The organism is Pseudomonadota bacterium, assembly GCA_026388275.1.
In the GTDB taxonomy this organism is placed as follows: domain Bacteria; phylum Desulfobacterota; class Syntrophorhabdia; order Syntrophorhabdales; family Syntrophorhabdaceae; genus JAPLKB01.
Map to the genome: position 1 here is coordinate 62,984 of JAPLKB010000020.1, position 17,680 is coordinate 80,663.

A 17,680-nucleotide genomic window follows, 5' to 3' on the forward strand; every position below is an offset into this window, starting at 1 on the left:
ACAATCACGGATATACTTAAGCCGTGGATGATGAATACTATATGAAGATTTGTCTGGATGAAGCTATGGCTGCCTTCATGTCGGGCGAAGTGCCTGTCGGAGCGGTTATAGCATCCCAGGATAATCAAGTGATAGCCAAAGCACATAATCTGACCGTACATAAAAACTCGCCGCTTGCCCATGCTGAAACACTTGTAATGGATATGGCAGCAAAAGTGCTCGGTAATTTTAGATTAACGGGTTGTACACTTTTTGTTTCAAAAGAGCCTTGCATTATGTGTGCAGGTGCAATCATCGAGGCAAGAATAAAGAGAGTTGTTTTCGGTTGTTACGATGTGAAGAGAGGAGCTCTTGGCTCCTTAATTGATGTAAACAAACTTCCTCTTAACCACAAGTTCGAAGTCCAGGGCGGTGTTTTGGAGAAGAAGTGCAAAGCATTGTTGAAAGAATTCTTTCAGGCAAGGAGAGGTACCGAAGTGGCCATAACGGGGCCGACTCGAAATCGGCTGTACGCCTTGTAAGCGTACCGTGGGTTCGAATCCCACCCTCTCCGCTTTATAAATCCCATGATATCAATAAGTTATAAGCATAATAAGCCCTATAAATCGATAGACATCCGACAGATAGAAGATTTTATCCTGTATTTTATTAAGTTCATGATACCGAATAATTGCCGGATAGAATCACATAATCACACAGTTAACATTACCGCATTACCGGCAAGAGCATTGTAACTACATGATATTGCTAACCATAAATCATAATAAGTTAACGGATGATAATATAAAAAAGGATACTATGCAGATTATAGGCAGCGAAAACAGAAAGAAATATTTGCACTAAAGTGAAAAACGGAATCCCTGAAACACACTTACGTCCTCTTGCTTCTCTCCCTCCTGATGAACAACGTCAAGTCTACCAGAAAGCCATAGATGCCACACCGGAGTGAAAGTTAACAGCAAAGTATGTGGTATTACCCTGACTGGCATTAATCTAACTTTTCCTACACAAACTGTCGTAGATATCCTCCAGACAATAAATTATAATTGTAATATAATGTAAAATAATTATGATAAAGCAAAACCACTGGTGACGGTAGGGACGGAAAACATAAGGGTCTCAAGCCAGACAGTCGGGTTACCAGAGAATGACAAAAGAGGAGGTTGTTCTTATGGGGAAGCGTTCAATTGGATTTATATTTATAGCAATAATGTTTATCTCTTTGACCTTTGTTGGTACCGGTCATACTGAATTTTCATTAACAAATTTCAGTTTTGAATCAAAATGGGACAGTTATCCATATGGGGTACTTGGTTATGGTTAACAGTATTTGCCGACCGGTTCAGGCATAGGCTGGACATTCTCGGGTGGGACAGGTGTTTCTGATAGCTATACAGCATGGGGTGGGGCAGCGTACGATGGTTCCCGTTTTGCCTTTCTAAAGCAGGCTGATTCATCAATATCTCAAAGTTTTAATTTAACTTCGACTTCAAAAGTGGCAATTGATTTTTTTATGGCATTGCGGCCAGGCTACCCTGCTGGTCAACAAGTAAAAGTGCTTCTTGATGGATTCGAGAAATCCCTTTTCCCTGCCAATTCATCGGAATGGGCTGAAAAAACTGTTGATTTTGGAGTTTTATCGGCAGGTTCGCATATACTTGCCTTCATAGGCACCGGGAGCGGAGCTTTAGATACATCAGCCTACTTGGACAATATCCAATTGACAGCAACTCCAGTCCCCCTCCCATCTGCTCTGTATCTTCTTGCCCCTGGTCTTCTTGGGCTCGTAGGGCTTAAGAGGAAATATTTGGGATAGCAAAACAATTTATGAATTATCAAGGCAGGGTTAGAAATAGCTCTGCCTTTTTTTATTCATCAGTAGTTAACCTTGCTGAAAAATATGAGCAAACCAGGAACAGGGTATACGCCTGGGCGCAGGATTTGCCCCCCCTATGCCTCAAAGTAGAGTCCCACATCCATCCTACAGATTCACATAGAATAAGCCTTACCTATCCGGACGCTGATTTCAAAGAGAAATAAATACATATCCCGTTGTTGACAAATTCGGAATTTCTGCTATAACAGTATTAACATCTACCGGAAGGCGGTCCACCCACCATTAGACTGGTAATGTTGAAAGAGAGTGGGGTTGGTGGAAAAACTCTCTTCAAGGCTTGAGTTGTCAGGCTTATTTATGGGAAGGCCCTTGGTTTGCCATACGTGGGTTATCACTAGGTGGAAACGTGAGGAAGTAGCCCCCGCCAGTCTGAACGATTCAAGCCCTTTTTATTGCAATATTTTCTATTTCCCTTACTATTGATAAAATTATCAATAGACCAGGTTTCCTTGCCTCACTTTGGTTTTGTATTTTTTTCTTGCCTTTTACAAGTGTGACCCTGCTATTTCAGACCACGGGTATCATCTATGAACCCTACCGCCCGCTCGGCCCAGAACTTGAAGGCCTCCTGGGCCGATTCCCACTTGGAAAACCGTTCTGTATACCCCGCAGTCCTGTTGTCAACGGCGATAAGTATGACGTCGTTGGTAAGAGAGTCAAGCGCCTCCATTTCTGCGATGGTTGTGCCGGAGCCGCTCCAGGCACCGGTGACACAAGGCTGAAAGCTATCCCTACAGGAAGGATCGATGATACACCACTTGCAGCAGGTTTCCTTGCTTTAATGCCCGTAATGGCGATAAGGATCCGGCAACATCTGGCCCAGGCTCAGTTACTATGGGATATTTGTCTTTGAAGGCCGCAACTATTGTTTGGTTGAAGCTACTGACAACTCTTTCATCTCATTGGGGTCGATGCCCTTATATTCCGAATCGTCTGCAAAGAAAAAAATGACACTGTCCACCATGAACTTAATTGTATTTGCCGAACGTTACCCCAGGCTTTAGCCAGCGCTCCTTGACGCCGCCTTCGGGGCCGGGTTGCAGATTCTTATAATTGTCTCCCAGGAAACCAGAATACTTCTTGTCTGCTGTATATCCGGTGGATGCCGCAAGGACAAACCCAATTACCACAACCATTGTAATCTGTGCTACTTTTTTCATGACTACCTCCTGTTTGTGATTTATCTATCGCAAACTAAAATCCTGTTTTTACACGTTTTCGATATATGAGGGAAGCACTTTTTTATTCTATCAATAGATTTCTCGAAGCTTTGCTGCGGGGAGGTTCAATGTTCTGCCACTTTAAAATATTGACAGGGATTTTAACCTCCTCTGGAGAAAAATCAATAAAGCAGGCGACATTACCGGGTATGAAATAACCGGATGAACCGGTTTTATGACCTCTCAATCATTGTTGTGAATTATTGCGGGAAGACGGGTCTCATAAGAAGGAACGCACCGGAAACAAAAGCTTGTTCAACCGGGGTAATTTACTTACTTAAATTCGTTGCTATGAGCCCTCGAATAAACTCAGACAGCCTTCTGCTGCTTATTTTTAGCAGCTGCCTTTTTCGCCGCGGGCATTTTTGCTGTCATTGTTTCAACCTTCTTACCGAGACCTACGAGCTGCCTGGAAAGACGGCTGGCGGCAATTACCTGCACATCGTTGTCAACCATGGTCTTTAGTACTTCCAATTGCCTATTTGCTTCATCAAGATTTTGCTTTGAATCCAGGACTGCATTGTGCTCGGCAAACATAATGATCTTTGTAGCGAGCGTTTCGATACTTTTTCTTACCTCAATGAATTCTGCAACAGTTGACATTTGTCACCCTCTTTGTATTTGGTTAGTTGATAATATGTCAGGAATCGAATTGCGATTGTATTCCGTATCAGCCGACCTGGTGAGCAGCCGCAGAGTGAAGAAGGAGAGATCGACCGTGCTTATAGTATACACTTTTCTGAGGGAAATAACACTAACGATCTCCTAATTTATTTAAATCATAGTATAAGCGGGTCACATAATTATTGAAGAATGTCCACAACGCATCCGGTGTTGATAGCTGTAATATTTAGTTATTTCCCTGCGTTTAAGTGGTCCTAATGAATCCCGTAGAAATATTGTGATACAAATTAATTAATATTTATCTCATATTTTCCATTCGGATAAGCAACAGTGTCGGACTGTCCCAGGCCAATACACTCATTATGCTCCCGAGGTTTCATTCGTTTGAGTTAGGCTCTATCTTTTGCATAAGCAAAAGTTCAAAATAAGGCTTTCTCTTGTGAAATATAAATTATTCTGCTAATCTCTTTTGATCAAAGACGGAACACTAATTACTGGAGGTAAAGTTTATGAATATTTTGTCTGCAATTGGAAATACGCCACTTGTAGAATTGATGAACATCAACCCGAATCCGAATACAAAAGTATTTTGTAAACTCGAAGGATGCAACCCGGGAGGGTCGGTAAAAGACCGTCCTGCCCTCTATATGATAACAAAAGCAGAAGCACGTGGTGATTTAACTAAGGATAAAATCATTCTTGAACCTACTTCCGGCAACACCGGTATTGCAATTGCAATGATAGGCGCTGCGAAAGGATACAAGGTTGATCTCTGTATGCCCGAGTGTGTAAGCATGGAGAGAAGACTTATCCTCCAGGGCCTTGGCGCAGAGGTTTTTCTTACCTCGGCAAAAGAGAATATTGACGGTGCAATTCGGAGGGCTTACCAGTTGTTTGAAAAAGAGCCGGATAAATATTTTATGCCAAACCAATATAACAATGACGATAATGTTCTTGCACATTATGAAACAACAGGTCCTGAAATATTTGCGCAAACGAAGGGGGAGATTGATGTATTTGTTGCTGGTATGGGAACCACGGGGACGCTGATGGGTACCTCAAAGTATTTGAAAGAAAAAAAACCTCAAATAAAGATTGTCGGTGTTGAACCGGCTATAGGTCATACGATCCAGGGTCTTAAAAATCTTACTGAATCTATGGTGCCCAAGATATATCAGCCCGAAATATTAGACGATAAGATTACCGTTGGAGATGGCGAGGCTTTTGAAGTAACAAAACTGCTTGCCCAGAAAGAAGGAATTTTTGTCGGAACATCAAGCGGGGCTGCTGCAGCAGTAGCTTTACAGATAGCCCGAAACATGGATCATGGTACAATTGTTGTTATATTGCCTGATAGGGGCGACCGTTACCTGAGCACTATGCAGTTCAGGTCTATTTGTGCGAAATGCCCGCCGTAAGAAACAGCGCCACAGGTGGAAAGCATATCTTCTGTCTCGGTTCAGGATAGTTGTTTGTTTTCCTCCGGTTTTTCCGACTTAATTCTTGACTGTCACCCAAAACAGGACATGGTAAAAACACCTTAAATATTATTTATTATGAGTGCAATGTCGAAAAACTTTGATATGTTTGATGCTGGAGATATACTTACAATAATTCCAGATATATCATTCACAACGGTGTCGGGTTATTATCCTTCCATTCGGAAATAGAATTAAAGATACAGGCGCCTCTTTTCCGGACTGAAACGTTCTATGGCGTAACGAAGCATTGTTCTCGGCATCTCATGGTGACATTTGCGCAAGAACATTTCCTCTGCTTCTTCTGAGCAGCGTTTGCCAACCTCTCTTAACATCCACCCCGTAGCCTTATGGATAAGGTCTTCCTTATCCCCAAGCAGGATGTCGGCAATGGCAAGGGTATCATCGTATTTTCCCTGCTTGATGTAATGGAATGTGGAGATGATGGAGATGCGTCTCTCCCACAGGTTTTTCGAATATGCGAGGTTATAGAGTATCTCTTTGGATTTCCCGTCAAGGTATACACCGATAATTTTTTCAGCCGAGAGATCAACGAGGTCCCAGTTATTGACAAATGCTGTGTGCTGAAGATAAAGATGAAAAATCTGCTCCTTTTTATGTACATCACCTTTTTCAAATTGAGTGATGAGGATCAAAAGGGCTATAAGCCTTTCTTCATGAATCTTTGATTTAAGGAGGGTGAGAATCCCGTCGTCGGGTAAATCGGTATATTTTTTTGCTATTTTGCGGGAGACAGGAACAATAACACCAAGGAAGACATCGCCCTCACCGTACTGGCCGGGACCGGTTTTGAAAAACCGGCGAAGCACTTCTGACTTTTCAGGGTTTGCAAGTAGTTCCAGTTCATTCCTGAGATTATTGAGCATGGAACATAGTATGTGCAAAGAATGACCTTTGCGTCAAGACTAAATAAACGCAAGAGACGCTATCCGGCTGCCTCAAAGCTGGTACCGGGATCTATCCCATGTGCCTTGTTTAATGTTTGGTATCTGCGCAAAACCCAGTGTACCATCGGGCTGCGGCATAATATTAAAAATGAAAGGCACCATCATTACAGGGTCCTGAGCATGTCTTGTCACATGAATCACAACCTTGTCACCCGGTTTCAGGCTTTTAATAAGCCCTCCGTTTTGAAAATCTAGGAAAAGACCGCCCACAGCCTGTGATCCTTCAGTAGCCCTGTGTAAAGTAAAACATTACGTACAAAAAATGTATTGAAAAATCAGTAGTTTTATTGCCAAAACATTAAAGATATATTGTAGAATCGAGGAAAAAACAGGACGGTTGAATTATGAAAATCCATTTGTGGATTATATATGCTTCAATTACCGCATTTTTTCTTGCATCGGCAGACTGTTTCATTAAACTGGCTGCGGGCCGCATCTCAAGCAGTCTCGGCCTGCTTGTTTACGGTGGGTGTACATTTGCCACTGGTATAATATGGGTTCTCTCGCAACGCCTGAACAATGTTCCTTTGAACTCCGATCTTTTGGGTTTATTCTATGCTCTGGGTGTGGGTGTGTCTTTCAGCGCAGTTACTATTGGTCTTTATGCGACCTTTACCGCCGGAGCTCCTATATCTCTTGCTTCCCCTCTGGTACGTCTTGGCGGGCTTATTATAGCCAGCATCGTTGGTTTTGTGATTTTCCGTGAGACAATTACAATTCGCTACATAGCCGGGATGCTGCTTGTCTTCTTAGGTCTTTATTTAATTCTAACTAAATAAGTAAGGCAGTTCTGATGAGGTGAATTCCACCTCAAAATGCAATCGTTATTTTACAGATGGCAGGTTAGCTGATTCGTGCGCCTGTTTTTGTAGCCTTTTTATTAATCAAAAAATGCACGGACCAGGCTTCCTCGACTCCATCAGACAACAATTTGCTTAGGACAACCCGAGACCGATACTTATTCTAACGGCAAATATGGGATTAAAGCTCTATTCTTGTGACAACGCCATGAAGTTTATTGGAAGGTAAATCATGGAACTGTACGAAAGGAGGTGCAAGTTTTTTGAAAATGGAAAATAATTTCCATATGAAATGATGGGTAGCTATCTCTTCAAGTCCATAAAAAATGCTTTTCTCGTTAATATCTGCCTTTTTGAGTATTTTTTCAACATCTACTACCTCCATATACCCCATCTGAATCTCAAAATGCCGTAATCCATCGGCAAGAGCCTCCTTAAAAAAACCATTAATGCCAAAGGGTTGATCTGTTGTAACAATAGAAACAATAATATTGTCTTCATAGATGATATTATTCATAAACATAGTATGAACAATGTAGGATGGTATTTGCTTTACACCACGGGCAAAAAAAAGAGCGGTACCCTTTATTTTATTCAGCTCCTTATATACCTGGTTGTAGCTGAAAAGGAAGGTGTCAAGTTTTAGAGGGTGAATAGTCCGGTAAAGCTTTCTCTGGCCTCCGGTGTATATCAGAATTATGCTTAAAGGGATAGCTGCAATGATAAGCGACCAATATCCTCCGTTCGGTAATTTATAAGTATTTGAAATGAGAAAGGCCAGGTCTGCAATGGTAACAAAAAAGGCGATAAGTGTTTTAATCTTTTCTTTTCTTAAAAAGAATATCATTGTCATCATGATACCTGTTAATGTCATAGTGCCTGTTACGGCAAGGCCGTATGCTACAGCAAGTTTGTTGGACTCTTTAAACAGGAATATTATAAACAGCACCGATACCAGGAGAAACCAGTTTACAAATCCGATATAAATTTGGGATCTCATTTCTGTTGAAGTATATTCAACTTTAAACATGGGCATTAAACGGGTATTAATCCCCTGATAAAAGATTGAAAACATGCCGCTAATGAGTGCCTGGGAAGCAATAGTTGTCGCAACAATGCTAAGAATCAGAAATGGGATATAGCATAATGTCGATTCATACATTATCATACCAAAAAGCACATTCCATGCACTGCCAGGTTGATTGATAACAAATGCCCCCTGACCGAGATAATTCAGCAACAATGCAATAAAAACGAAGTACCATGCCCTGATAATGGGTTTGCGCCCAAGATGCCCCATATCGGCATAGAGAGCTTCACCTCCTGTTGCACAAAGAATTACCTCTGAGAGCACAAAAAAACCTGCGAGACCATTTTCATAAAAAAACTTGAATGCATAGTATGGATTAACAGCCTTTAAAACAGATGGAGTATGAATAATAGATATGACACCGGATATACCGAGTGCTAAAAACCAGATAAACATGATAGGCCCAAAAGCACCCGCCACCTTTTCCGTTCCTTTTTTCTGAAAGATAAAGAGCAGGAGGGCAATGATGCTTGCAATGATTATCAGTGTTATTTGTTTTGTTTCTTTAAAACCAGGAACAAGAAGGATACCTTCCACAGCGCTGAGTATACTTATGGCAGGGGTAATAACTCCATCACCTACAAGAAGGGATATGCCTACAAAAGTAAGGATTGTGATAAATACAGCATTTCTGCTCTTCCTGATGTATCGCAAAAGTATGCTTCTCAGAACTATTGTACCTCCCTCACCCTTTTCGCCGAGACTCATCGCAAGCCACCCATATTCGATAGAAACAAGTATTATTAATGTCCAGACAATAAGAGAGAGAACACCGATAACGTTATCATACGTCGGCTTCAGTAAAAGAAAAATCACTGTCAAGGTATAAATTGGGCTTGTGCCTATGTCGCCGAAAACAAGGCCAAAAGACTTTATTACGCTTTTAGTATCATGAATAATTTGGTCTTTTTTTGAAATATTTTGTGTTGCGCCGGGTGAATTCATCGTAAAACGTTTTATATTATCTTTTATTGATGACAAATACAACTTATTTTACTTCTGGCTGTTATGACAGTTGTGCCGGTAGTATGTGTTTTGATTTTGCTTTTTATTGTGAAAATAAAAAAGCTGCTTCCCAAAAAGCTTTGTCAGTGTCCTACTCTGTTTTTTTATTTTACTTAGCTCCACCCAAAGAACCGTCATTTGCTGTTATTTTGGAATAATGGTTGCAGTAACGGCACACATTATGAGGATATTTGCATAATAATCCGAAGAATTGATAGGGTAGCTTAATGTATTACAACAATTCACTAACATTTCCTACATAAACTGTCGTATATTTCCTACATACAAATGAATTTAATTTGTTATACATTGTATAAGAGGATAGTATCGACTGTTTTGTTTCTGCCGTAGCTTTTGTTTCATGGTGACGACCTGTTAGGTGTGTTCATCAATTTTAGAAGGCAGAACAGGTCAACCGTGGCGGCTATGAAGAATGTTGATACAAGTGTTGGAATCAATGTTCAATGGAGGAAATACATGAAGAAAATAATTTTTGTTGGTGCACTTTTACTTATTCTTATATCGACTGGTGTTCAAGCAGCAAATCTAATTCAGAACGGAAGCTTTGAGAATTATAATGTGCTTGCCTGGAGTTACTCCAATGTTGACTGGTGGCAAGACCCCTTGGTAGCGAAGGATGGTAGTTGGTGTATTGATGTTAACAAAGATACCCCCGGTTGGATTCAACAATCCTTTGCTACTGATACTAACGCAAAATATCGTGTGGATTTCTGGCTTGCCGGTAATTACATGGGACCTCCAGAAATTAAGCACCTTGCTGTTTCGGCAGGAGATGTCTCAATACAGTATACATTTGATGTCACCGATAAATCACAGGATAACATGGGTTGGACGGAGAAATCCTTTATTTTTACTGCCAGCAGTTCAACTACGACGCTTAGATTCGAGAGTATGGATTATTTATCTTTTGGTCCTGCTATCGATCTGGTCAGTGTTGAGGCTGTGCCTGTCCCGCCGACACTTATGCTTCTTGCTCCCGGACTCCTGGGACTTATTGGTATAAGGCGCAGGTTTGCGAAATAGGGAGATGACTTTATGAATAAGATGGTTTACGTTTTTGCTTTGGCAGCTTGTTTGCTTATCGCGGCCTACGGTTCAGCTTCTGCAGCGTTTCTTGGAGGCAATGATACCATTGTGCGATCATATGTCGACGGAGCAACTGGAATCACCTTTATAGATGTAAACCATCGGATAATATCAGACGGTGAGATTGATTCCTGGTCAGTTTATGCTGTTGCGGGAAGAACGATGAGGCTGAAGATTTTCAGGGAGAACGGCGATAACTACGATCTTGTGGGCAGTAGTCCCTTTGTCACTACAACTTTTGGTGGACAGACCTTTTCCTTTGCGACACCTATTTCAGTAAAAGTCGGAGATATCATCGGATGGTATTATACAAGCGGTTCCGCCCCTGGTACTGGAATCTACTTTGACAATTCCAGTATTTTTTACGGGAATACGCTCTGGACTACCTATCCGGGAAGTGAAATCACCGGAAGTGTTTCGAAGACAACATTTCTTACAGGCTACCCATATGCGAACAGGGTATACTCAATCAGCGTTGAAGGGACAACCGCAGTGCCTTTACCCGGTGCTCTTCTGCTTCTCGGCTCAGGCTTGGCCGGGCTGGCAGGTATACGAAGGAGACTCGTAAAGAAATAGTAATTAGCCGACTGTGGTGAATAACCATAGAAATTCTATGTACTGTTGTTCATGACTGATAATCATTGAAGTATTTCCTACCTTAAAAATTGCCTCGCCTGAAAAAGCCGGGGCAATTTGTTTCTATTTTTAAATAAGGAAAATTACAAAAGTCAATACATTTATCAAGTATTACAAAAAGTTCTGTACTTATCCTACACAACTTGTATAATATATCCTACATACAAATTAGATAATACATTGTAAAACAACATAAGACAATGTATTATAATTCTGTTAAAGCTAAACCATTCGTGAGGATGGGACGGAAAACCCAAGGATCTTGAAACAGAGATTGCCAGGTTGCCAGGTGAGTTTGATCAAACAAAAAAAGGAGGATGTACAGTATGAAAAGCTATTTTAGAACGTCTTTATTTTTTAGTATTTGTTTTGTCATTATGGCACTTTTCCTGGCTAACCAGGCATCAGCAGAGCTGTTGTTCGACAGGGGTTTGCCCACATCTAACCTGAACAATGCTGCGGGAAATAATCGAAGCAATGTACAATGGGCTTTTGGAGCCGACCCCATGGCATCTGACCGCTGGCTTAACGGTGACGACTTTACAATTGGAGGTTCAAGAGATTACCTTGTCAGCACAATCCGTGTATGGTCCACAAGCAATACAGGCCTTTCGCTCTGGCTCGGTGAAGCTGGGAAAACTATTGCCCAATTGTCAGGTTCACCTACGATCACTCCGGTTACATATTCTGACGGTCAAAGCTATCAGGGAAACTCCTTGAGTTTTATTCAGATTTATCAGATCGATTTTATCATTAACAAGGTTTTGAGTGGAGCGAGTACCTATCAGTTCTTCCTTGACGGACCGCTGAAAGATGTGCAAGGAGAATCTCCATATACACATGTCGTCGATGCCTTCCTCCATTCCTCCAATGCCGGATTGAGCGGTTCTACCCAGCAAGGGGCCAATGACTCCATGCTATACGCACAAATTTTGTCCGGTGGCACAGTTGGGGAACTCGGAGCATGGGATTCTAATGGATATGGTTGGGATAAGTCTTCCGATGTCAATGTGCAGGTGATGGGCGCCCCTGTTCCTATCCCCGGCGCATTATGGCTGTTTGGTCCCGGACTCGCCGGCTTGGCTGTGTTGAGAAGAAGGTTTATGTAGTAGGCTATAGCTTGATATTACGAAATACTTTTTAAAAAGGAGAGAAAATGAAGAAATTTTTATTATTGGGTGTTGTTGTACTGGTTTTTTCAATGGTTGCTTCCGCAAATGCTTACAACTTTCAGGATAATTTCTCAACTCCTTGGATCGGAGACTATGCTCCTGGTTGGGACAATGAAGGATATCGCTGGGGAATAGAACCTGTTGCTACAATGCAACAAGTTACTGTGGCAGGTCGGAATGCAGTTAATGTGAGCGTGGTTTCAGTTAATCAAGGTTGGGAATGGTGGGGTGTTGTTTATAATAAAAACATTAACACCAGTGCTATGGACAAGCAATACAACCCTTATATGAAAGTCAGCTATTATGATGATGGCGGGATTAACCGAGGCGGTCAACTTTATGCCGTCCCTACCACTTCATATACGCCGCAAGCCGATGACTGGACAGATGTTCAGTTTGGCAGTAGATTTAACCAAGCCGGCAGCTATTACTATCACGCCGCTGCCCCTATTAATAATCCTGCATGGACGGATACCGGGGTTGCTCGTACTGCTGGCTGGCACGACCTCAAAATCCAGTTAAGTAGTACTGACGGGATGCTTCATTTTTACATTGATGGAGCAGCGGTAGGAACTTCGGAAAGAAATGATTATACCAATCTGGACACGATCATGTTGGGTACGATGTTTCAGGCCCCGCTAAGTAATTGGGGGGACAACAAACCCTATGCGACATTTGCCAATGTGGAAGTGGGCTCAACCTCTCCCGTCCCCATCCCCGGTGCATTATGGCTTCTTGCTCCCGGACTTGCCGGGCTTGCCGCATTTAGAAGAAGGTTTATATAATAAATAGTTTATATATTTGAAAAACTAAAGGCAGGAGTCAGTATTATCCTGCCTTTAGTTTTTTCATTAAACTACGCAGGATGTCCCGCCTTGCAGGTGGGGTAATTCAACCTAATTTATATAATGCCTTCTACCTGCAAAATAAATGTTTTTAGTCCGGCCTTAGGATGTTCCTGTTTTAATTGTTTAATCATATCAGATAATATCGGCATCATTTCATCCTCAACCACCACAGTAAGTACATAGTTTTTACCGGGCCAATAGTGTGTGCCGAGTTTCGGTTCGGTTTCCGTGCCCTCTCCATATGCCTCTTTCCATTTGGTGTAGCCCTTAATATTATTTTTTTTCAAAGCAGCAATAACAACTTCATCTATTGCATCGTTATATACGGTGATAATCATTTTCATAACAAATGCCTCCCCGGATTCAACAATCCATGATTAAGCTTTATCTTTAAGCTGTTTCCTGGAAAATTTATTTTTTGATTCATCGAAAAGATCATATGCTACCGGTACCACAACAAGGGTAAGGAACAGGGAAGTCAGTAATCCGCCGATTGTAGCAAGCGCCATAGGGGACCGTGTTTCAGCGCCCTCGCCGATACCGATTGCAATGGGCATCATGCCCAATATCATGGCAAATGTTGTCATAAGAATCGGCCGGAGTCTCACAGGACCTGCCTCCAGCAACGCATCTTTCCTTGACATGCCCCTCTCTCTGAGAACATTCGTATAATCAACAAGTAAAATTGCATTTTTCTTTACAAGTCCCATAAGGAGAATCAGCCCGATAAAGCTGAATATATTCAAGGTTTTGCCGAATAGCAAAAGAGCGCCAAAGGCACCCACAAAAGAAAAGGGCATAGAAAGCAATACAGTAAAAGGATGGACAAAACTTTCAAACTGGGCAGCCAGCACCATGTATGCCATAACAATACCAAGCATCATGGCAAACATCAGGTACCCGAATGATTCTGCCATGATATCGGCCTCTCCTTTATATTTTCCTGAATATTCAGTTGTCAGTATCTTTGCAGATATATTATTAAGCTCTTCAACGGCCTGACCAAGCGGCTTCATTTCAAGATTTGCGAATATCGTAACTGCCCTTTGTCTGTCTACCCTGTTAATAACATTTGAACCGCCTGCTTCCTGAAACATCGCAATATTTGAGAGTTGTACAAGTCGCCCGTCTTTTGCCCTGACATACAATTTTCCGATATCGTCAGGATTTTCCCTGTCTTTCTGTATCAGCCTTGCCCTCAAATCATATCTTCTTCCCTTGGTTTCATCTTTATATTTTGTAATATCCACTTCTCCGCTGATAAGAAAATTTATTGCTTCTGCCACTGTCGCGACATCAATACCAAGATCTGCCGCTTTATCCCTATCAATAAGTACGCGTATTTCCGGTTTTCCGGTTTCAAGGGATGTATCGGCGTCAACAATACCGGGAAGCTTGGAAAACTTACCCAGAATATCTTTTGTGTATGCTTTAAGATTTTCAAGGTCCCTGCCTCTTATGCTGTATTGAATAGCCACCTGCCTTTGTCCTCCCCCGATCAGCGACACATCTTCTACAGAAGCCCTCAGTCCTGGTATGGCTTTAAATGCCCTCCTCATTTCTGTCTTTATCTGGTTCTGATTTTTCTTTCTCTGAGATTTTGGTTTCAGGTTTATCATCATATTGCCTTTATTTGCTTCTCTGGTTAATCCTCCACCCTGTGAATAAAGGATTGCACTCACTTCAGAGAATTGTTTTACGATACTTTCAACACGTCTTGACATATGCTCAACTTCATCAACAGAATAGTCAACAGGCATTTGTAACCTGATAACAAATCTGCTCTGATCTTCAGAGGGGATAAACTCTTTGCCGATAAATTTTGTAAAAAAGAGACTACCTAAAAATATGGCTATTGCAAGGATCAGAACGGTCTTCCTTCGACCCAGTGCAACAGCAAGGAGCTTTTTATATCGTTCCTCCAGTATTTTATATGCCCCTTCCAGTCTGTCGGAAATATTCCTGAAAATATGCTTATTTACTAGTCTTGCGTACAACGAGGAGTTTGACGCAGAGACACCCTCCTTTAAGGGTGTTTGCGAATGTTTTTCGCTATGTTTTAAAAATAATGAAGCCATCATCGGTGTGAGTGTGAAGGAAATAAACCAGGAAACCATGACGGCAAATACAACGGTCATACCGAACTGAAAGAAAAATCTTCCGATTATCCCTTTCATAAATGCAACAGGGATAAATATCACAATAATTGCAAGGGTTGTTGCAGACACGGCAAGCCCTATCTCCGATGTAGCAAAGAACGATGCCTCACGGGGTGACATACCTTCTTCTATATGTCTTTGTATGTTTTCTATAACAATAATTGCATCATCGATAAGAATACCTATGGACAGGGAAAGGGCAAGCATTGACATGTTGTTGAATGTAAAGCCGAAAGCGTTCATCAAGGCAAAGGTAGAAATTACGGATGCCGGTATGGCCAAAGCGCTGATTATAGTTGTCCTGATGTTCCGGAGAAACAGGAGAACTGCAAGAACTGCAAAAAAACCTCCATATATAAGGTGGTGCTGAACTTCGTTGATGGAACGTTTAATAAAATCCGACTGATCAAACCCGATATTCAGATTCATCCCTGCCGGCAGTGTCTTCTTTATAATTTTCAGTTCATTTTTTACCCTGTCCACAACCTCAACTGTATTGGTGCCCGACTGTTTTTGAATACCAAGATTTACGGAATTTTTACCATTAAATCGTGCAAAACTTCTTTTTTCCTCCATACCGTCTTCAGCACGTCCTACATCCTTGATCTTAACGGCTACTCCCCTGGAATAGCCCACAACAAGGTCATTAAACTGCTGTATTGTCGGAAACTCACCTTTTACCTTTACTGTGTATTCTTTCGTATTGCTCTCAATCCTTCCACCGGGCAATTCGATATTTTCCCTCTTGAGTGCTGCCATTATATCCTGTGCAGTGATTCCGTATGATCTGAGTTTATCGTTATCAAGCCACACCCTGGCCTGTCTGAGACGAAGACCATACATTCTTATTGCCCCGACACCGTTGATTCTCTGAAACTGTTCCTTCAATACTTCATCTGCATATGTGGAAAGTTCCCGCGGTGATTTCTCGCCGGACAAGGCAAACCACAAAACAGGCGATGCATCAGGGTCCACCTTTTCAATTACAGGTTCGTCAATGTCTGTCGGCAATTTTCTTCTTATGGCCGATACTTTTTCGCGCACATCCTGGACAGCAAGGTCAATATTCCTTTCGAGAATAAACTCCACCGATATGACAGACACGCCTTCTGTGCTTGTGGAAGTAATTGTTTTAATGCCATCGATTGTATTTACAGATTCTTCAATTTTGTCTGTGACATCTATGTCCATAATTTCAGAACTCGCCCCTTTAAGCTCTGTTCTGATATTAACAATAGGCAAATCTACCTTAGGGAATAGGTCAACGCCGATGTTGGGATAGCTAACAATGCCGAGCACGACAAGTGCCATAACGAGCATTGTTGCAAAAACAGGACGTTTTACAGATGTATCGGCTAACCACATATCAGCCTCCGGCTGATAATTTTAAATTTTAAATGTTGAATTTTGAGTTTTGGACTACCTGAAGCTAGGAGTTCGGGGATAAAACATAACAAATGTATTCTTATTATCATCTTATTGCGCCTCATTTTTTGCTGTTTGCCTCGCCTTTGTTTTTTATCTCTTTTTGCGAACCGCTCCCTCCTGGCGCAGGCGGGACAGCCTCAGACTCCGAGCTTGCAGGCGCTGCCAGCACGGCAACTTTTGCACCTTCTGAAAGTGCCTGTTGCCCGGCAACAACAACTCTGTCCCCCGCTTTCAGACCTTCAATAATTTCCATCATTTCTCCGTATTTACTGCCGATCTTTACAGGTCTTTCTTTTGCCATGTTGCTCTCAACAATAAAAACATTTACTTTCTCCGCTTCATATAGCAGTGAAGTTATCGGGACAACGACCGTTGCCGTTTCTCCTCCGGTATAGAGCAGCACCTTTGCAAACATACCGGGTTTTAAAGTTTCATTGGGATTTGGAACCAATGCCTCAATCTGAAGTGTCCTTGTTTTTTCCTCAAGGCTCGGATAAACAATATTGACCTTTCCTTTAAAATCTTTATCAGGAAAGGCGTCAACCTTTAACGCAATATCCTGGCCTACCTTGAGCCTCCTCACGTCTTTCTCGGGGACTGAAAAGTGTAATTTTAAAGGATTTGACTGGATAATCACAAAAAGCTGAGTGCCATTTTTTACAAAATCCCCAATTGAAACTTTTCTCTCTTTTACTATAGATGAAATAGGAGAATATACCCTTGTTTTAACAAGTTTATGTTTAGCAAGGGACAAAGACGCCTTTGCCCTGTCAATCTCTGCATCAGCGAGAGAAAGCCTTGTAGACACATCATCAAACTGCTGCCGCGTAACAAGCTCTTCTTTAAAAAGGGCTTCTTTTCGCTTAAACTCGAGCTTTGTATTGGCAAGTGTTGCTTCAACCTGTTTCAGCAACGCTTCGTCTTTTTTCACTTCATGGCTATAATCTGTATCGTCAATTGCCGCAAGGAGCATGCCCTTCGAAACTATTGTGCCTTCATCTACTTTTACGCTTTTCAAAACCCCTTCAACTTCTGCGCTGATAAAAACCTCTTCAAAAGGAGTTAGCGTGCCGGTGGCCTCAATAAATGGCCTGAGTTGTCTTTTCTCTACTGTCTGAACCTGAACATTAAAAGTTTTCTCCAAAGTTTTATTTTCTTTTTTGTTGCACCCGATTAAAAAAAATAAGGAGTAAACAGTAAATAACAAGCAGCCGAACATGACAACAAATTTCATCTTTTTCATTTATT

Annotated in this window: 17 protein-coding genes, 1 tRNA gene, 1 pseudogene and 1 riboswitch; of the genes and pseudogenes, 10 read left to right on the top strand and 9 right to left on the bottom strand. The window is 41.7% G+C overall.

Annotated features, from left to right (window positions below):
• The first annotated feature begins 23 nt into the window (after nucleotides 1-23).
• The 4 genes and pseudogenes from tadA (at nucleotide 24) to NT010_05610 (ending at nucleotide 1,816) form a co-directional block, all read left to right on the top strand.
• A pseudogene (gene tadA / locus NT010_05595) lies at nucleotides 24-470 on the top strand (tRNA adenosine(34) deaminase TadA).
• Nucleotides 463-553 (top strand) — tRNA-Ser (locus tag NT010_05600). The pseudogene tadA and the gene NT010_05600 overlap by 8 nt, the downstream one beginning before the upstream one ends.
• 618 nt (nucleotides 554-1,171) lie before the next feature.
• The gene (locus tag NT010_05605; protein ID MCX5805531.1) at nucleotides 1,172-1,324 is read left to right on the top strand and encodes a hypothetical protein; all 153 of its coding nucleotides are present in this window, start codon (nucleotides 1,172-1,174) and stop codon (nucleotides 1,322-1,324) included.
• 6 nt (nucleotides 1,325-1,330) lie between these two features.
• Nucleotides 1,331-1,816, top strand: a complete 486-nt coding sequence (locus NT010_05610; protein ID MCX5805532.1) for a hypothetical protein — start codon at nucleotides 1,331-1,333, stop codon at nucleotides 1,814-1,816.
• Nucleotides 1,817-2,399: 583 nt separating this feature from the next.
• On the opposite strand, the gene NT010_05615 is transcribed toward NT010_05610, so the two are convergent.
• The 3 genes from NT010_05615 to NT010_05625 form a co-directional block, all read right to left on the bottom strand.
• Entirely contained in the window at nucleotides 2,400-2,645 is a 246-nt protein-coding gene (locus tag NT010_05615) for a DUF3313 family protein (GenBank protein ID MCX5805533.1), read from the bottom strand.
• A gap of 220 nt (nucleotides 2,646-2,865) precedes the next feature.
• On the bottom strand, nucleotides 2,866-3,057 hold the full coding sequence (locus NT010_05620; GenBank protein ID MCX5805534.1) for a hypothetical protein: 192 nt from the start codon (nucleotides 3,055-3,057) through the stop codon (nucleotides 2,866-2,868).
• Nucleotides 3,058-3,426: 369 nt separating this feature from the next.
• Nucleotides 3,427-3,720, bottom strand: a complete 294-nt coding sequence (locus NT010_05625; GenBank protein MCX5805535.1) for a hypothetical protein — start codon at nucleotides 3,718-3,720, stop codon at nucleotides 3,427-3,429.
• Nucleotides 3,721-4,250: 530 nt separating this feature from the next.
• Between NT010_05625 and NT010_05630 the strand changes: the two genes are divergently transcribed.
• The gene (locus tag NT010_05630; GenBank protein ID MCX5805536.1) at nucleotides 4,251-5,159 is read left to right on the top strand and encodes a cysteine synthase family protein; all 909 of its coding nucleotides are present in this window, start codon (nucleotides 4,251-4,253) and stop codon (nucleotides 5,157-5,159) included.
• A gap of 254 nt (nucleotides 5,160-5,413) precedes the next feature.
• Here NT010_05630 and NT010_05635 read toward each other — a convergent pair whose 3' ends face one another.
• Nucleotides 5,414-6,106, bottom strand: coding sequence for a DNA alkylation repair protein (locus tag NT010_05635; GenBank protein MCX5805537.1), 693 nt, complete (start codon nucleotides 6,104-6,106; stop codon nucleotides 5,414-5,416).
• A 72-nt stretch (nucleotides 6,107-6,178) separates the two neighbouring features.
• The gene (locus tag NT010_05640) at nucleotides 6,179-6,397 is read right to left on the bottom strand and encodes a hypothetical protein (protein ID MCX5805538.1); all 219 of its coding nucleotides are present in this window, start codon (nucleotides 6,395-6,397) and stop codon (nucleotides 6,179-6,181) included.
• A 134-nt stretch (nucleotides 6,398-6,531) separates the two neighbouring features.
• On the opposite strand from NT010_05640, the gene NT010_05645 reads away from it, so the two are divergent.
• The gene (locus tag NT010_05645; GenBank protein MCX5805539.1) at nucleotides 6,532-6,966 is read left to right on the top strand and encodes a hypothetical protein; all 435 of its coding nucleotides are present in this window, start codon (nucleotides 6,532-6,534) and stop codon (nucleotides 6,964-6,966) included.
• Nucleotides 6,967-7,168: 202 nt separating this feature from the next.
• Here the strand turns inward: NT010_05645 and NT010_05650 are convergent, their stop codons facing one another.
• Nucleotides 7,169-9,022: a KUP/HAK/KT family potassium transporter gene (locus tag NT010_05650; GenBank protein MCX5805540.1), complete on the bottom strand. Its 1,854-nt coding sequence runs from the start codon at nucleotides 9,020-9,022 to the stop codon at nucleotides 7,169-7,171.
• A 537-nt stretch (nucleotides 9,023-9,559) separates the two neighbouring features.
• Between NT010_05650 and NT010_05655 the strand changes: the two genes are divergently transcribed.
• The 4 genes from NT010_05655 to NT010_05670 all read left to right on the top strand — a co-directional run bounded on the left by NT010_05655 (nucleotide 9,560) and on the right by NT010_05670 (nucleotide 12,782).
• Nucleotides 9,560-10,126: a DUF642 domain-containing protein gene (locus NT010_05655; GenBank protein MCX5805541.1), complete on the top strand. Its 567-nt coding sequence runs from the start codon at nucleotides 9,560-9,562 to the stop codon at nucleotides 10,124-10,126.
• Nucleotides 10,127-10,138: 12 nt separating this feature from the next.
• Nucleotides 10,139-10,765 carry a PEP-CTERM sorting domain-containing protein gene (locus NT010_05660; protein MCX5805542.1) on the top strand — a complete coding sequence of 209 codons (627 nt, stop codon included), beginning with the start codon at nucleotides 10,139-10,141 and terminating at the stop codon, nucleotides 10,763-10,765.
• A 271-nt stretch (nucleotides 10,766-11,036) separates the two neighbouring features.
• A riboswitch (cyclic di-GMP riboswitch) is annotated at nucleotides 11,037-11,115 on the top strand.
• Between the two features lie 36 nt (nucleotides 11,116-11,151).
• Nucleotides 11,152-11,934 (top strand): VPLPA-CTERM sorting domain-containing protein, encoded by a 783-nt coding sequence (locus NT010_05665; GenBank protein MCX5805543.1) that lies wholly within the window; start codon nucleotides 11,152-11,154, stop codon nucleotides 11,932-11,934.
• Nucleotides 11,935-11,981: 47 nt separating this feature from the next.
• Nucleotides 11,982-12,782 carry a hypothetical protein gene (locus NT010_05670; GenBank protein ID MCX5805544.1) on the top strand — a complete coding sequence of 267 codons (801 nt, stop codon included), beginning with the start codon at nucleotides 11,982-11,984 and terminating at the stop codon, nucleotides 12,780-12,782.
• A 116-nt stretch (nucleotides 12,783-12,898) separates the two neighbouring features.
• On the opposite strand, the gene NT010_05675 is transcribed toward NT010_05670, so the two are convergent.
• The 3 genes from NT010_05675 to NT010_05685 all read right to left on the bottom strand — a co-directional run bounded on the left by NT010_05675 (nucleotide 12,899) and on the right by NT010_05685 (nucleotide 17,675).
• Nucleotides 12,899-13,189, bottom strand: coding sequence for a hypothetical protein (locus NT010_05675; GenBank protein ID MCX5805545.1), 291 nt, complete (start codon nucleotides 13,187-13,189; stop codon nucleotides 12,899-12,901).
• A 33-nt stretch (nucleotides 13,190-13,222) separates the two neighbouring features.
• Nucleotides 13,223-16,369: an efflux RND transporter permease subunit gene (locus NT010_05680; GenBank protein MCX5805546.1), complete on the bottom strand. Its 3,147-nt coding sequence runs from the start codon at nucleotides 16,367-16,369 to the stop codon at nucleotides 13,223-13,225.
• A gap of 121 nt (nucleotides 16,370-16,490) precedes the next feature.
• Nucleotides 16,491-17,675 carry an efflux RND transporter periplasmic adaptor subunit gene (locus NT010_05685; GenBank protein ID MCX5805547.1) on the bottom strand — a complete coding sequence of 395 codons (1,185 nt, stop codon included), beginning with the start codon at nucleotides 17,673-17,675 and terminating at the stop codon, nucleotides 16,491-16,493.
• Between the last annotated feature and the right edge of the window lie 5 nt (nucleotides 17,676-17,680).

Excerpts from the sequence above, each read along its gene's own strand:
- NT010_05660 (MCX5805542.1), top strand. The coding sequence starts at position 10,139 with ATGAATAAGATGGTTTACGTTTTTGCTTTGGCAGCTTGTTTGCTTATC.
- NT010_05645 (MCX5805539.1), top strand. The coding sequence starts at position 6,532 with ATGAAAATCCATTTGTGGATTATATATGCTTCAATTACCGCATTTTTT.
- NT010_05605 (MCX5805531.1), top strand. The coding sequence starts at position 1,172 with ATGGGGAAGCGTTCAATTGGATTTATATTTATAGCAATAATGTTTATC.
- NT010_05620 (MCX5805534.1), bottom strand. The coding sequence starts at position 3,057 with ATGAAAAAAGTAGCACAGATTACAATGGTTGTGGTAATTGGGTTTGTC.
- NT010_05670 (MCX5805544.1), top strand. The coding sequence starts at position 11,982 with ATGAAGAAATTTTTATTATTGGGTGTTGTTGTACTGGTTTTTTCAATG.
- NT010_05630 (MCX5805536.1), top strand. The coding sequence starts at position 4,251 with ATGAATATTTTGTCTGCAATTGGAAATACGCCACTTGTAGAATTGATG.
- NT010_05635 (MCX5805537.1), bottom strand. The coding sequence starts at position 6,106 with ATGCTCAATAATCTCAGGAATGAACTGGAACTACTTGCAAACCCTGAA.
- NT010_05655 (MCX5805541.1), top strand. The coding sequence starts at position 9,560 with ATGAAGAAAATAATTTTTGTTGGTGCACTTTTACTTATTCTTATATCG.
- NT010_05650 (MCX5805540.1), bottom strand. The coding sequence starts at position 9,022 with ATGAATTCACCCGGCGCAACACAAAATATTTCAAAAAAAGACCAAATT.
- NT010_05680 (MCX5805546.1), bottom strand. The coding sequence starts at position 16,369 with ATGTGGTTAGCCGATACATCTGTAAAACGTCCTGTTTTTGCAACAATG.
- NT010_05625 (MCX5805535.1), bottom strand. The coding sequence starts at position 3,720 with ATGTCAACTGTTGCAGAATTCATTGAGGTAAGAAAAAGTATCGAAACG.
- NT010_05665 (MCX5805543.1), top strand. The coding sequence starts at position 11,152 with ATGAAAAGCTATTTTAGAACGTCTTTATTTTTTAGTATTTGTTTTGTC.
- NT010_05675 (MCX5805545.1), bottom strand. The coding sequence starts at position 13,189 with ATGAAAATGATTATCACCGTATATAACGATGCAATAGATGAAGTTGTT.
- NT010_05685 (MCX5805547.1), bottom strand. The coding sequence starts at position 17,675 with ATGAAAAAGATGAAATTTGTTGTCATGTTCGGCTGCTTGTTATTTACT.